13 protein-coding genes and 1 other RNA gene are annotated in these 15,456 nt (G+C 39.9%); 2 read left to right on the forward strand and 12 right to left on the reverse strand.

Going from position 1 to position 15,456, the window contains the following annotated elements; genetic code table 11:
- The 10 genes from B8983_RS13875 to dnaX all read right to left on the reverse strand — a co-directional run.
- Positions 1-602, reverse strand: a 602-nt coding sequence (locus tag B8983_RS13875; RefSeq protein WP_143736135.1) for an IS3 family transposase, incomplete at its 3' end; no start/stop codon positions are given.
- Positions 497-1,021: a helix-turn-helix domain-containing protein gene (locus tag B8983_RS07485; RefSeq protein ID WP_159460848.1), complete on the reverse strand. Its 525-nt coding sequence runs from the start codon at positions 1,019-1,021 to the stop codon at positions 497-499. The genes B8983_RS07485 and B8983_RS13875, both read right to left, overlap by 106 nt.
- A gap of 70 nt (positions 1,022-1,091) precedes the next feature.
- Positions 1,092-2,492 (reverse strand): 23S rRNA (uracil(1939)-C(5))-methyltransferase RlmD, encoded by a 1,401-nt coding sequence (gene rlmD / locus B8983_RS07490; RefSeq protein ID WP_234986940.1) that lies wholly within the window; start codon positions 2,490-2,492, stop codon positions 1,092-1,094.
- Entirely contained in the window at positions 2,489-3,313 is an 825-nt protein-coding gene (locus B8983_RS07495; RefSeq protein WP_084283530.1) for a 3'-5' exonuclease, read from the reverse strand. The genes rlmD and B8983_RS07495 overlap by 4 nt, the downstream gene beginning before the upstream one ends.
- Positions 3,314-3,321: 8 nt before the next feature.
- Positions 3,322-4,029 carry a murein hydrolase activator EnvC family protein gene (locus B8983_RS07500; protein WP_084283531.1) on the reverse strand — a complete coding sequence of 236 codons (708 nt, stop codon included), beginning with the start codon at positions 4,027-4,029 and terminating at the stop codon, positions 3,322-3,324.
- Entirely contained in the window at positions 4,029-4,709 is a 681-nt protein-coding gene (locus B8983_RS07505) for a protein-L-isoaspartate(D-aspartate) O-methyltransferase (protein ID WP_084283532.1), read from the reverse strand. Before B8983_RS07505 ends, B8983_RS07500 begins: the two co-directional genes overlap by 1 nt.
- Complete coding sequence (gene surE, locus B8983_RS07510; protein ID WP_084283533.1) at positions 4,694-5,470, reverse strand: 5'/3'-nucleotidase SurE; 777 nt, start codon at positions 5,468-5,470, stop codon at positions 4,694-4,696. Before surE ends, B8983_RS07505 begins: the two co-directional genes overlap by 16 nt.
- A gap of 129 nt (positions 5,471-5,599) precedes the next feature.
- Positions 5,600-6,241: a recombination mediator RecR gene (gene recR / locus B8983_RS07515; protein WP_084283534.1), complete on the reverse strand. Its 642-nt coding sequence runs from the start codon at positions 6,239-6,241 to the stop codon at positions 5,600-5,602.
- Positions 6,241-6,564 carry a YbaB/EbfC family nucleoid-associated protein gene (locus B8983_RS07520; protein ID WP_084283535.1) on the reverse strand — a complete coding sequence of 108 codons (324 nt, stop codon included), beginning with the start codon at positions 6,562-6,564 and terminating at the stop codon, positions 6,241-6,243. Before B8983_RS07520 ends, recR begins: the two co-directional genes overlap by 1 nt.
- A gap of 32 nt (positions 6,565-6,596) precedes the next feature.
- Entirely contained in the window at positions 6,597-8,315 is a 1,719-nt protein-coding gene (gene dnaX / locus B8983_RS07525) for a DNA polymerase III subunit gamma/tau (RefSeq protein WP_084283536.1), read from the reverse strand.
- Between the two features lie 39 nt (positions 8,316-8,354).
- On the opposite strand from dnaX, the gene ffs reads away from it, so the two are divergent.
- Positions 8,355-8,452: signal recognition particle sRNA small type (gene ffs, locus B8983_RS07530), an RNA gene on the forward strand.
- Between the two features lie 43 nt (positions 8,453-8,495).
- On the opposite strand, the gene B8983_RS07535 is transcribed toward ffs, so the two are convergent.
- Together B8983_RS07535 and B8983_RS07540 are read right to left on the reverse strand one after the other, a co-directional pair.
- Positions 8,496-12,002, reverse strand: coding sequence for a UvrD-helicase domain-containing protein (locus tag B8983_RS07535; protein ID WP_159460849.1), 3,507 nt, complete (start codon positions 12,000-12,002; stop codon positions 8,496-8,498).
- Positions 11,995-14,892 (reverse strand): PD-(D/E)XK nuclease family protein, encoded by a 2,898-nt coding sequence (locus B8983_RS07540; RefSeq protein ID WP_084283538.1) that lies wholly within the window; start codon positions 14,890-14,892, stop codon positions 11,995-11,997. Before B8983_RS07540 ends, B8983_RS07535 begins: the two co-directional genes overlap by 8 nt.
- A gap of 146 nt (positions 14,893-15,038) precedes the next feature.
- On the opposite strand from B8983_RS07540, the gene trxA reads away from it, so the two are divergent.
- Complete coding sequence (trxA, locus tag B8983_RS07545; protein WP_084283539.1) at positions 15,039-15,365, forward strand: thioredoxin TrxA; 327 nt, start codon at positions 15,039-15,041, stop codon at positions 15,363-15,365.
- Positions 15,366-15,456: the final 91 nt, after the last annotated feature.

Consider the following 15,456-nt stretch of genomic DNA (forward strand, 5'->3'; position numbering starts at 1 on the left):
ATGTTCATTACCATACTTATATGGGGTTGTTGTGCGATCTCATAGGAGATAATTTCTTGGTTATAAAGGTCGAGGATAGGTGAGAGGTAAACCTTTTCGCCTTTAATATTGAACTCGGTGACGTCCGTCACCCACTTCTGGTGAGGTCTCTTGGCTTCAAAGTCGCGATTGAGCAGGTTTGGCGCTGCTTTACCGACTACTCCCTTGTAGGATTGATAACGCTTCGGTCGAACCAGAGATTTAAGCCCCATCTGTACCATTAATTTTTGTACCGTCTTAGGGTTTAAGTGGCAGTTCTGGTGACCTAGCTCGTCCTTCACACGTCGGTATCCATAGCGCCCCTTATGTTGATCGAAGATGGTCCTGATCTTCTGCTTCGCATCCTGGTAGACCTCGGGATTACTACTGGCTTTAAGCCAGTAGTAATAAACACTCCTAGGTAAATGCGCTACTTCTAATAAGATGGTTAATGGGTAGTCTTGCCTTAGCTCAGTAATTACTTGGACTTGGTCTTGTTTGCCAATACCTTTTGCTGAGCTAAGGCTTCTAGCTTTTTTAGATAGGCGTTCTCCACTTCCACGTAATGAACTCTTTGCAGTAATTCTTCATGGGAGAGTTCATTGATTGGCTTCTTGAGAAGAGTTTGGATATCCTTGGAGGTTCGTTTCACAGGTCGTCGTCCTTTCGGCTTAGGCTCAAGAGTAGTTTCACCACCTTGATTGTAAAGCCGTAGCCAAACTCCTATCAAGCTAGGTGACGGTATATTAAAGTAAGCAGAAGTTTGTTGGTTAGACCAAGAGTTTTCCAAATGCTTTTTAAGAACATTCAACTTCAATTCAACACTGTAATTGGTATGACGCTTGGCTAGACCTTCAGTTCCATGCTGTTCATATAGCTTGACCCAGTTGCCTATATGACGATGATGAACGCCATGTATATGACCTAAAGCCTTATAACCAACTTTTCCCTCTAAATATTGTTGAACAATCTTTAATTTAAACTCAGATGAATACTTTGTCATAAAACTAAACCCCCAGAAGTTAGACATTTCGTCCAACTTTTGGGGGTCAGTTCATTCAAGGCAGTTTTTTTTACGCTCGCTCAAATACAGCGATTGATTCAACGTGTGAGGTATGAGGAAACATATTCATAATTCCAGCCTGCAATAATTGATATCCGGTCTGATGCACCAATACCTCAGCATCTCGTGCCAGCGTGGCTGGATTGCAAGAAACATAAACAATTCTTTTTGGCAAAAATTGATGATCATTTGCATCGAGTGACTTACCCAACTCGGCCAAAGCATTCACTAAAGTAAAAGCGCCATCTCTTGGCGGGTCAATCAACCATTTACTGGCGAGCCCCCAAGACTTTATGGTGTTTGTGGTTACATCAAATAAGTTAGCCTCTAACCAATCTGTATTATGGTCAACCTGGTTTATCAGGGCATTATTTTTAGCTCTTTCAAATAACTGATGACTGCCCTCGATACCCAAAACTTGATGCGCTTTTTTAGCAATCGCTAGGGTGAAATTACCAATCCCACAAAATAGATCTAAGATGCGATCCTTTGGATCAATCACCAAGAGCTCAATGGCCTTTTTTACCATCACCTGATTCATCGCATGATTCACCTGCGTAAAATCGGTGGGATGATAGTGTAATTTCAAGCCAAATTCAGGAATGGTGTAAAACAATTCACCTTCAATTGGATAAAAAGGTTTGGTAGTTTCGACCCCTTGCGCTTGGGTCCAAATCCACAAACCATGCTGATCAGAGAACTTTTTGAGAAGTTCTTCATCAGTTTCCGTGAAAGGCAATAAGTGCCTAATCACCATCACGGATTTACGCGAAATTGATGCATCACCTCGGGATAATTCAATTTGTGGGATTCGGTCACGAATGGACAACTCCATCACTAACTCACGAAGCGGGACAAGTAAATCCGACCATTCGCTTGGTAGGATTTCGCAGGAGGTCATATCAGACACATAGCGATTCTGTGGCTCGTGAAACCCGACAAGTACCGTCCCCTTTTTGATTGAGCGATTCACAACGCTCAGCCGAGTACGATGTCGATAGCCCCAATCAGAACTTACAATCGGACGCATGATTAATTGGGGAGTAACCCGACCGATAAGTCGCAAGTTATCCTCAAGAGCTCTTTGTTTAATTGCAATTTGAGTCCTAGAGTCAATATGCTGCATGGTGCAACCACCACAATTTCCGTACCATTCGCACCGTGGTTTGATTCTAGAAAAAGACTCTGATTGAATGCTGTTAATCTTCCCTTTTTGAAATCGGCTTTTATCCTGAGTAATCGCGTAAGTAACCTTCTCTCCGATCATCGCCCCATTAATAAAAACAACTTTTCCGGGAGCGTGTGGATCATCCTCAGGCAGTCGACCAATCCCATTCGCCTCTAAATCAATCGCATAAATTTCAACGGATTTTTTTTGTCCAAGCAATGGACTAATAGATTTTTTTCTCAAGATACATCATTCATAAAACCAGATAAGTACTCATGCCAATGGCTACCATCTGGTTTATTAGCCTCTTGCAATAAATTTTTCTTCACAAACTCAACTTCTAATTCGTACTCCTCTTTCGAGAAGGCTCCTCTTAAAAGCTGAAATCGACAATACATTAAATAGGTATTTGCAACATCGGTTTCACAATACCTTCGAATATCTAACAGTTTTCCGTCTAAGTAAGCGGGCCAAACCTGTGAGCCATCCATCCCCATCTTGCCAGGGAATCCACAAAGTTTTGCTAAAGAGTCGAGTGGCGCGTTTGCTTTTGATTGATAAAAAGCGAGTAAATCCATCAAATCTAAATGTCGTAAATGGTATCTGGCAATATAGTTATTATATTTAAACTCACGAGCATCATAGTCCTGACTCTCGCCCATTTCCCAAAACCTTGAGGCTGTCACCTGATGAACCAACGCTCTATAGTTCAAAACAGGTAAGTCAAAACCCGAACCATTCCATGAAACTAATTGAGGGGTATGACGATCAATTAATTGATAAAACTCTTGAATAATATCTCCCTCAGTACTATCAATCTTACCAATCGTCCCAACTTTAAATTGCGGAGTGCCATCCTTCCTCGTACGACGAATAACGCAAGAAATAGCGACAATTTTTTGTAGATAAAGCGGGAAAAAGTCATTTTGCCCCTTCTCTAAACGCGCCTGTTTTGCTAATTCAACGACCTGTTCATCTGATATTTGTGAATCATAATCACCCAGTCGACGAAGCCCCGTAGCATCTGGAATCGTTTCGATATCAAAAACAAGAACTGTCTTCATTGCTTTGATTAGTTCTCAGAAAAATAACTACTTGGATCAATCGGCTTGCTGTTTTTTCTTAATTCAAAATGCAGCTTCACTTTATCTGACTCTGAGTTGCCCATTTCTGCGATTTTTTGACCACGCTTGACCGTATCACCCTCTTTCACAAGAAGCGTTTTATTGTTGGCGTAAACGGTTACAAAGCTATTGCTATGGTTCAGAATAATTAAATTACCGTAAGTCCTCAGATTGCTTCCTGAATAAATCACCTTACCATCTGCTGCTGCAAGAATGGGATCGCCGAGCTTACCTGAAAACTCAATGCCTTTATTCGTCACTTCATTAAAGTTCGTGATGATAGGTGCGTTACTCGGCTTTAATAATTTAAAACCACTTTCCAAAGTACTAGCCACTTTTGAAGGCTCTACTTTAGGTTCTGGTTTAGCAATTTCTTTCGGATTGTTTTTCTGAACCATCGGTCTAGGCGTTGGGACCGGATTCACTTTAGCCGTATTTGGATTTGAATTGATTGAATTCGAACGACTAGGAAGCTCTTTGGTACTACTCAAACTACCGTTTCGTTCAGAAATTGGGGCCGGTTTACTGGCAGAGCATCCAACGAGATAAATTGATAAAAATAAAACGACCACCAAGGAGAATGATTCCAACCTTAGGTTGGAAGATATTTTTTGATTGTTGCATGGATAATTTAATAAGGTTTCATCACTTATCATCAGATAGTTCCTGACTGTAAAGGCACAAAAAATACTTCATCCATGGTGGTTCTTTGATAACGCATTGAACTTAATCGCTCAATTAATAGTAATTGCTGCTGAGTATCACTTTTGGCTACAGGAGCAATTAATTTGCCGCCTATGGCTAGCTGCTCAAGAAGAGGATCCGGAATCCCTAAACCAGCAGCTGCAAGAATGATGCCATCAAACGGTGCTGCCTGTGGAATGCCTTTAATGCCATCATCAAAAATCAACCTTAAATTAGAAATTCTAAAAGGTCGTAAATTCGCTCTGGCAATGTCATGCAAGGAACGAATTCTTTCTACCGAATACACTTCTTCAGATAACAAACTGAGAACAGCAGCCTGATAGCCACAACCCGTTCCAACCTCTAAAACTCGTCCCATTTTCTTTTGTTTTTGCATTAAGGCTTGAATCATTTTTGCAACAACTGAAGGCTTTGAAATAGTTTGTTCCCTACCAATCGGTAAAGAGGAGTCCTCGTAAGCTTGCGATTCAAGCGCTGGTTCAACAAAAGCATGCCTTGGAACAGTTGCCATTGCTTGCAACACTTCATGATGGGTAATACCCGACATGGCTAGTCGCTGTGCCATGGATCTTCTTGCTGCATCTAAATCTGTCCAATCTTGTTTCACCACAATTTCTATCCCTGATTCCATGAAGATTGCATCATTTTCAAACGTCTCTCTTCATCCGATAAATTCAATTGAAGCGGTGTAATTGAAACATAACCTTGATTGATAGCATGAAAATCGGTGCCGTCGGATGAATCCTTAGCTTCACCAGCAGCCCCAATCCAATAAATCTTATCGCCACGAGGACTATTTTGCTCAATGACTGGCTGTGAAGGATGACGATTACCTAATTTGGTGACTCTCCAGCCCTTAAATTGTTCATAAGATAGATTAGGGAGATTTACATTCAATAAAGGAGCATGTTGAGTGTGCTCGTTTTTTAAACCGGATGCAATCGCATGTGCAACGATATCGCGAGCTACCTGAGCTGCATCCTCAATTTTTGACCAACCCCGGTCTATTTGAGAAAAGGCAATCCCCGGGACACCAAACATTACTCCTTCAATGGCGGCAGCAACTGTTCCAGAATACAAAACATCTTCGCCCATATTTTCGCCCTGATTGATACCTGAAATAACGAAATCTGGCTTTTCAGGTAAAAACCCCGTTAAAGCAATATGAACGCAATCCGTGGGGGTTCCATTAACGAAGATAAATCCATCACGCTCGCCACCAGCGACCCGATGAACGGACAATGGTCTGGACAGAGTAAGGGAGTTAGAAGCGCCACTGTGATTCTGCTCAGGAGCGATCACTGTTACTTTACCGAGTGAGCGCATAGCTTTCACTAAAGCAAGTAAACCGGGAGCTAGATAGCCGTCATCATTCGAAACTAGTAAGTGCATATGACTATTATCAACTAAAGTTAAGGTTTTATAAATAAAATGAATTATTTTCTTGGGGGTATTTTTTACTGAAATTACAGCTTAATAATCTTTTGATACTTTAAATACAATCTTTGGAGCAAAGTTCCTTTAGCTACCCAAAGGTCGTCTATCCATCATCGCTCTAGCTAAAGTGCCTGCATCAACATACTCAAGTTCACCGCCGACCGGAATTCCCCTGGCTATACGAGAAATAGAGATTCCTTTTGACTTTAAAACCTCACCTAAAAAATGAGCTGTTGCCTCACCTTCACTAGTAAAGTTGGTTGCAAGAATCACTTCTGAAACCGCTTCTCGGCCATCTGTTGGCGTTAAAAATATTCGATTCATTAAGACATCAAAGCCAAGCTCTTTAGGTCCTTGTCCCTCCATTGGCGACAAACGCCCCATCAGAACATAGTAAAGACCTTTAAAAGATAATGTTTGCTCTACCATCAATTGATCGGAGGGGGTTTCTACAATGCACAGAATTTTTGAATCTCTACGATCATCAGAGCAAGTCTTACATAGATCAATTTCAGAAAAAGAATTACACATCCTACAATGGCCAATGTGATTCACTGCAAACTGGAGTGTTTCACCTAGTACCTGAGCACCCGCTCTGTCATGTTGCAATAAATAATAGGCCATTCTTTGTGCAGATTTTGGCCCAATCCCAGGAAGGATTTTTAGGGCAGAAATTAATCGCCCTAAAGCATCTTGCTGAACTTCCTCCTGAAATTTCTTATTCATCAAAATGGTAGTTTGAAACCTGGAGGCATCGGCATGCCAGCAGTTGCGCCAGACATCCTAGTTTCAGCAGCTAGTTCTACATGCTTGTGAGCATCTGTCAAAGCGGTTACTAAGAGGTCTTCTAGCATTTCACGATCATCCATTGCGCTTGGATCAATTTCTACCCGCTTTACTAGATGTTTGCCTGACAAGGTAACTTTCACAAGTCCGCCAGCGGCTTGCCCAACGATTTCTAGATTGCTCAATTCTTCTTGAGCTTTTTTCATTTTTTCTTGCATTTGCTGGGCTTGTTTCATCAATCCAGCAATTTGACCTTTCATCATCGTTTCTTTCCTCAATAAGTTATTTTGAAATCTTAGTTATTTTCTCTCAAAGGTCGGATGGAACCTTCAATGACTTTTACACCAATAATATTTTGCAATTCCTGAATGTAGGGATCTTTTACAACAGAGGCTTCTACCACCAATTGCTCATTAGCTTGCATTTTAGCTTCTAACTTTGCCACTGTGTGCTCTGATTCGCCAACATCGACCTTAATTCTTACCGTTCGATTCAAATGTTGTTCCAAGGCTTCGGTCAACTTCTCAACTGAAAACGGCGTAGCGAGTTGAGGTAACTCGCTAGTTAAATGTAGATTAATGAAGCCACCCTGTTCTACCCATGACTTTAAAGCTGTCTGAAGCGCAAATTGTCCAACTAAACCTTTTAATGGCAATTTTTTCACTAAGTTTTGCCACTCGGCTGGATTCATATTGCCAGAGCTTGATGTTGGAGTAGTTTCCTCAGTTACTTTAGTTTGCGTTAAAGTTTTTTTTTCAGGCTCTGCAATCACAGGCTTGGCAGCACTTGACTGAGCCATTAATGTACTTTTCGCCGTCAATACTCTTGGTGGCACTGATGGTGATGGCGCTGAATTGTTGGATCCTTCATCAATTTTAAAAGCCAACATCCTTAATAAGGCCATTAAAAAGCCAACCTCTTCCTCGGGTGCCATTTGTAGATCTGCTCGACTAGTAATAGCAATTTGATAAAGAAGCTGTACTTCTTCTTTACTAAAACTGCTTGCCATTTTCTCCACTGCCTCTGCCTCCGGCCACTCTTGTAAGATAGAGTTTGGGATTAATTGTGCCATTGCGACTTTTTGTAACAGAGAGGCTAAATCCTGTAAAGCAATCGAAAATGACATGCTCATGGTTGCCATTTCCCTAGAAATATCAACTAATTCCTGTCCGTGATGAGAAGCTAGTGCATCTAATATACGAATTAAATATGCATCATCGAGTGAACCCAGCATATTACGCACTAATTCTTCAGTAATTTCTCCGGAGGTGTAAGCAATTGCCTGATCAGTTAAAGAAAGAGCGTCCCGCATAGAACCTCTTGCTGACTTTGCAATAATGCGCAGTGCCTTAGCATCTGCATTAATTTGTTCTTTACCTAAAATATCTTGTAAATGCTCCACAATAACTGGAGAAGGCATTTGCTTTAAATTAAATTGCAGGCAGCGCGAAAGGACTGTCACTGGAATCTTTTGTGGATCCGTGGTCGCTAAAATAAATTTAAGGTGCGGTGGCGGTTCCTCTAATGTTTTTAGCATTGAGTTAAAAGCATGATTGGTCAGCATGTGCACTTCATCAATCATGAAGACCTTAAAGCGACCACTAGTGGGCCCATAAATGGACCGTTCCAATAATGCCGCCATATCATCAACACCCCGGTTACTTGCGGCATCCATCTCAATGTAGTCAACAAATCGACCAGCATCAATTTCTTGACAGACATAGCATGTTCCACAGGGCTTTGAGGTGGGTGCAAGCACTGGATGTTCTTGTGATCCAACACAGTTCAATGATTTTGCAAGAATTCGTGAAATCGTAGTTTTACCTACGCCCCTTGTTCCTGTAAACAACCAAGCATGATGTAAGCGATTTTGATCCAAGGCATGAGTTAGGGCTTTGACCACATGATCTTGGCCAACTAAGGTGCTAAAGTCACGCGGACGCCATTTTCTGGCGAGTGCTAAACCTGCTGGAGCAGCAGAAGATGGGGTTTCGAATAAATTAAAATCAGACATATCTCTATTCTAACAAGCAACAAGGTATAATTTAATTAAGACGGGCCTCCCCGCATATTGGCATGGCAATCTGGTCAGGTCGGGAACGAAGCAGCCAAACCCATTCACCAGTAGTGCCGGGGGTATGGCTCGTCCCTTTCCACTTCCGTAATACATCATAAAATCACATTTCGGCAGCCTTTATAGTTCGATAAAGAAAATATTCCCTTTTTGATCAATTAAATAAGCTTCCACGTTCTTATCAGGTCGACGTTTACTAATTTGGTCTGCGTAACGTTTTAATTGTGTTTCATATTGATTCATAGAATCCGTACCAGGATCAGGAATATTTAATTTGTAATCAAGAATTACTAATTTTTCATTCAATTCAACAAGTCGGTCAACCTTTAATAAGCTGCCAGTTTCATCAATTAAAGCCAATTCATTCCATGCATTGATATATAGGTTTGGGTCAAAAAAGTTCAACAAATGAGGCTGACTTAACATCGTCTGAGCTATTTCAAACGCATCAAGCATTACCTTTGAATCAATTTGCAACCAATTCTGTAGGGTTTTTATATCTGGTAAGGTTGCAAGTGTTCTTCGTTGGTGAGCTTCATTTAGATGTCTTTCTAAGATCAAATGAATTGCTGTACCAAGTTCTTGCGCATAAGAAACACTTGATTTTTTGCGTTCATCCATCAATTGCGACTGCATTTCAGGAGTAACTCCTGTCAAGATGGTTGGCAATACTGGAAAAGCTACTAAAGTATCCGTCGTTTCAACAACCTCAGCATCATTTACCTTAGGAACATCATGTTCAAGGCAAACTTTACTTTGGTCTAGTGCGTCATCCAGAGACAACTCGCGCATACCCGTTGACATCAAATAACTATACCAAGACCCATCATGCACCAAACTTGGATTAGATACGGTACTTTCTTTTCCTAAACCAGTCACAACTACACATTGCTTTGCACGCGTTAAAGCAACATATAGAAGATTCCAATTTTCTTTCTCCGCAATGCCCTCTTCAATCTTCATCAGATTGGTAACAAAATCAGCAGAAGGTTTCGATTTATAAATACAGACACCCTTTGGTGTGTTTTCACCAAGAGGCCAATCAAATAATATGCCACTACTTTCTGCACTTTTATTCTTCGTGTTCGCATTTGTCAGAAACACAAAGGGAGCTTCTAGACCTTTAGCAGAATGAATCGTCATCACTCTCACAAATCGAGCATCTTCCACTGAGCTACCAGCTTTTGCCTCATCTTGTTCGGATACATCCTCTTGCATTTCTCCTTCATCGGGACTTTCTTGTAAATCGCCCTTTGATAGTATTTCAAGTTCCTCAATAAAGCGACTTAATGAGGGATACCTTCCTGCATTGGTGTCTAGAGCAAGTAATAAAAAAGCTTCTAGATTGGCTAACACTTTGGCTCGAATGAGCTCATGTGAGGTACTTGCATATACCTGCAAAATATGGCCTTCGTGATAAATACGATCTAGTAAATCGTGGACCGGCAAAAATTTTGCTAAATCCTTCCATGCATTTAAGACCTGAAAGGCATTTTTGAGTCGCTCATTCTCAATCAACTGAAGGCCCGTCCACCAGTTTTTTTGGTGATGTTTTGCATACAGGGCTAAGGCTTCTAGATCTTGCTCGGTACAAGAAAAGATAGGGGATCTTAAAACATGCGCCAAAGTAAGATTATTAGCAGGAATCAGTAAGGTTTTGAGCAATGCCAAAATATCGAGGGCCTCTAATGATTGCAGTAAGCCACCAGTTCTTGGGGTGTCACAGAGGATGCCTAATTGATTAAATACTTTTTCAATCACTTGTAAATGCTTCTTGACTCGAACCAAAATCAAAAAATCACCTAGATGAGGCCGTCTATATTTTGGTTCACTTTCAGAACCAGTAGCAACCCATTCTGTTTTACACCAGTGAAGAATTAACCGACCAATTTGCTGAATTTCCTCTTCACTTTGAATAGAGTCCACTTTCATATTGCGGTCTACCATAGGAACTTTTAATGAATTTCGCTCCAGATCATCAGTTGGCAATTGGGCTCGAGCAATCAATGGCAGTCGAAAAACTTTAGGAGTGATGTATCCCTCGTTAGGGTTTTTCCATAATGTCTCATGTTTTTTATAAGGATAATCCGTGATCTCCTCTTTGACCTTATTGAATAAAGCATTGACCACATCGACCACCTCTTGTGGATTTCGTCTGGTAGTAGAGTGATCAAAAGGCTTGGCTCTAAAGTTCTCATTTAGATATTGCGTTGCTAATTCAAACAACCTTGCATCCGCCCTTCTAAAGCGATAAATCGATTGCTTAGGGTCACCTACTAAAAATACGAAAGGTTTTTGGGACGCCCCTTGATAACCATCTAACCATGCTTTTAAAATTTGCCACTGGAGCGGATTCGTATCCTGAAATTCATCAATCAAAATATGTTTATATTTTGCGTCTAAACGCTCTTGCAAATAGATGGCCGTTTTCTCATCTGACATTAAGCGAAATGCGTTATATTCAAAATCGCTAAAATCAAGTAGCCGATTATTTTGCTTGTACCGCAAATAATGTTCTGAGGCCGATTTAGCGAGATCTACCCACCTCAAATTACACTCTATTAATTCAACATCAGTGGACCAACTCATATAAGCCTCTATCTGCTCAACCCACTTTTTATAAATATCTTTAATTTCTGATTCTAAATGCGATTGATTATTCTTATTTAAGTAACTTTTAACAGTGCCACTAACCTTAGTAAAAGCATCTTTAACCTTAGTTTCCTTGTCTTTGGTAAAAAACAAAGATTTAAAAAGGGGTATCAATTCTTTACTAGGAGTATTCGATTGTTTTTTTAAAATAATTTCTTTAATAGAGTTTGCATTTTTTACATCGCTAACGCCACCATTGTTTAAAAAATCTGCAGCCAATTGCAGACCTCCCCAATTAAAGATGGTTTCATCATATAGATGCTCTAAAGGATTCGGTAGACTGGCTAAGGGAAACTGCTCCTTTAGAACATCTTCAATACTTAATTGTTGCTCTAAACAATGATTTTCAAATAAATCCCAAGTCGCCTTTTGTTGCATCAAACTGGATTTACCAACAATCAATTCATTTAGTGCACTGGAAGAAAATATCTTTAATAAATCCAAATATTTCAATTTAAGGTCAGCAAACTCCCCCTCACCTCGTCCTAATTTTTCCCACCAAGATTCCATGGCCTCTTGCATCATACGAGCTTGATCATCGCGAATCACACCCTGGATATTTAACTCCGACGTCAATGGCGCTGCTTGAGAAATTTTGCTAAACCAACCATGAAAAGTATCAATAGAAATTTCTTGAGGATTCGACAAAACTTTTTCAAACAATCCTCGAGCGAGAGGAATGAATGAATCAATCTCAGCTTCTGTAACTCCCCGCATGAGTAATTCTTCGCGAATTTGACAGTCATCAAACTTTGTAAAATCAATGAGAATTTTTTCCAAGCGATCGCGCATTTCCTGCGCTGCTTTACGGGTAAAGGTAATAGCTAGGATTTCATGGGGTGCAATACCACTTAATAACAATCTAAAAATTCTAGAAATTAATAGCCACGTCTTACCACTACCAGCACAAGCTTCTATGACAGCAGATTGCTCAGGATTACAAGCTATAGAAATCAAATTGTTTTTATCACTCATTGATCCACATCCCTTTCCGACAAATTCCTCTAACATCACAATATTGACAAACATGATTAGGGCCACTTGCCCTCATGGGGGAACCCTCCCAGACTGACTGCAGATCATCTCGCATTTGCTGTTCTAGCTTATTTTTGAGTTCAGGTGTTGCATCAATTGCAAGAATAATATCCTTATCAGTTTTATCAGGCTTCAAACTCACCCATTCAATGGTCTGCACTGGTCGATCAATGGAAGCATTTCGATGTTCTAAAGCATTCGCATATATAAAAAGTTGCGGATCGTCATTTAATTGACGCTCTTTTTCTTTCAATTTTTTTAAACTCTGAACTTTATAATCAAGCACCATCGTGGCATCATCACTGATATCAATCCGATCGATTTTTCCACGCATCTTGATGGTGTAAAACTCATTTACTTTAAAGTCATACTCAAACCACTCTTCTGATTGAAAAAATGTCCAACCACTGTTTTCATGGGCAAGTTGCCAATCGATAAATGTTGGAATTTGATTGTTCCATGCTTGCTCATTCGCTAGTAGTTGTCCATTCGATTGGGTAATCGCCAGCCATTCATTAGCAGAAATTTCTGTTAGTTTTTGAATCATCCAGTCACGACGATATTCTTTATTCAATTTCAACTGATGATCTTGTTCGCTAGCAAGTTTTAATGCGCGATAAAAAATTTCTAAAATCTTGTGCAGTAATTGACCAATAGCACCATAAATAGAGTCCTCACGATAAGCATTAGGTGAGTTCAGTTTGAGCGATCTCGTCACATAAAAACGGTATGGGCATTCTCGTAATGTTTTATAAGAGCTTGGGCTTAATTGAGTTGGCAATAATGGGTGCTTAGCGCCTAAATTTGTAACTGATGTGGTCAAATAAGAGCTAACCACTTTATCAGTTATAGGGTTAACTGGCTTTTCATAAAAATCCACAACGTCAATCATGAGCCTAGTTAACCAAGATGATCGTCGATTTTTTTCACCAGCTTTCTGATATTCTTGCCATAAAAAATCGACGTACTGATGAGACTGTAATAATTGCGATAAATCTCTCGCTTGTTGTTGATAATCATCCTCGATCGATAACAGTCCTAATTCGCGCATTAGGCTTTGCGAAAAAATTAACCCTTCATTTCTTTTACTCGGAAAGTGCTCATCGTCACAACCAACAACAATGACCGCATCATATTTTTGCAGACGAATCGCTGAAAGTGGAATAATCGAAATATTCATTGGATAAGGGGAACTTTTTTCAATAAAGGATGATTCCTCAATACTTAAATCCAATAAACTAAACCAGCTATTTGCCTGTAAATTGACATCATTCATTCTTTGCAAATCAACTAACAACTGCAAAAAAGTAAGACCAGCTTCATCCTTCTGCAAATTTTCAGCCATTGCAAATTGCTCTAGTTGATTTTGCAACAACCCAGAAAAATAATCGCCTTTTTGAGATTTTCCATGCCATTCAAGCGTTTTTAATTGTGTAAACTGGACCACCTTGAGGGCGAGATCGTTTAACACTTCCCAATTTAATGTTGTATCAGAGGGTGCCTCTCTCCAAGTGGTCTTATCAAAAACATTGAAAATAGCATCCCATCCGCTACCAATCATCAAATCTAATAGTTGTTGGTCAATAAAATTCATGAACTCATCGGGATCAACAGGAGTTGAACCTTCATCAACTCCCTGGATCAATTTCGGCCAATCAATTAAGGGATTCTTTAAAAACCCCATGATTTGATGTAAATTTGGCCCAGTAGGGGATCGAACGATTTCTATCCAACTATTGACTGCTGCAGCAACCCCCGTGGTAGACAACTTCCATCCAGTAGCGTCTTGAATGGAGATGCCAGGGTAACGACTTAAAAGGGCTCTAACTCGCCTAACCACTAAACGATCTTGAGCAATGATGGCAATATTTTTTCTTGATTCTTGAATATGATGTGCCACTCTTTGCACTGTCGTCCAAGCGAGTTTTTCAAAACTGGGTGGTGAAATAAGTTGCCAATGTGACTTTTCCGCCGACTGCCGATTATTCGTTATTAAATCATTTAGAGATTTGTTCTCTTGAAATTGCTCCCCTACAGGAAAACACTCTGGCCACAAAGCGGCTCTTGACCAATCTGGAGTTAAACGATAAACCACACCATGGATCGCATATTGTTTTAAAAATTCTTCTTGTGCTGTTAATTCAACACCGTTGGCTTGCGTATATTCAAGCCAAATGAGAGGAGGTAAATTAGCCATAGTCTCCAATTCCTGAATCCTAAATTTCCAAGATAACTGCCTTCGGATAGGAGGATCTTGAATTGACGTAATATACTTCCAAAAAGTGAGGAGTATATGGGCTTCAGGCAAAACAAATTGCTCAGAGTTCGGGTAAGCACGCTGTAAAGCTTCTTGAAAAACCATCTCCACATTATCTAAATTTAAGGCTTGACCTCGTTCAGACAACTCTGTTAGGGAGAGGTATGCGCCAGAAAGATAATCACATCCCCGCACAATGGACTGACTCAAAGCCCATTTACTGCCATCACCATGAAGTCCAAGCCGATTAGTAATTTCGTAATGAACTTCTAATTGTTTAAAAACAATTTCCCAACGTTGAAAATCAGAAAACGGGTTGGGATAATTTTTTAAATCATTCGTTAAATTTAACCACTGATCTAGTCCAAATAAAGCCGGTAAAAAGGCTATTTCAGGCGGACATACCGGTGGCCTTTTCGCTTCTAAAGTTTGTCGAAGTTCAAAAATAGGGCCTGAGGTACTTAATATCACCAAAGGGGTTTGCAATTGTCTTTGTGAAATATCCCAAATCGTATTCACAACTTGTTCAAGCGCATTTTGGTTAGGTTCAAATGAAATTTTTTCGATCGGCATTGAAATTAAAGTTTGAGGGAATGCTTCATTAAATCACCATTTAGGATCAAAAAGTGAGCCTTAGAATTTTTTTTAGAACAGATGTAGAATGACATATTAGAAAGATTAATATAATTTTTACTTACTCAGTTAATTAAGGACGCAATATGAGCGAAGGAATTAAATACGTTACAGACAGTTCTTTTGAAGAAGATGTAATGAACTCAACCAAACCTGTACTTTTAGATTTTTGGGCTGAATGGTGTGGCCCCTGCAAGATGATTGCCCCCATTTTAGAAGAAGTTGCCAAAGATTATGGCGATAAAATCCAAATCGCAAAGATTAATGTGGATGAAAATCAAGCAGTCCCTGCAAAATTTGGTATCCGTGGTATTCCAACACTCATCCTATTTAAGAACGGTGAAGTGACCGCGCAAAAAGTTGGTGCCTTAGCTAAATCACAGTTAACTGCATTTATCGACTCTCATCTGTAAAAAAACTGCCCATATTCGTTTTTATGGGCACTTAGTGGTTTGATCTAATCAATTGAGGTGTTGTAAATTCATCAAGAATATAGAACACCTC

Origin of the sequence: Polynucleobacter kasalickyi (assembly GCF_900176405.1) — a bacterium.
Classification (GTDB): domain Bacteria; phylum Pseudomonadota; class Gammaproteobacteria; order Burkholderiales; family Burkholderiaceae; genus Polynucleobacter; species Polynucleobacter kasalickyi.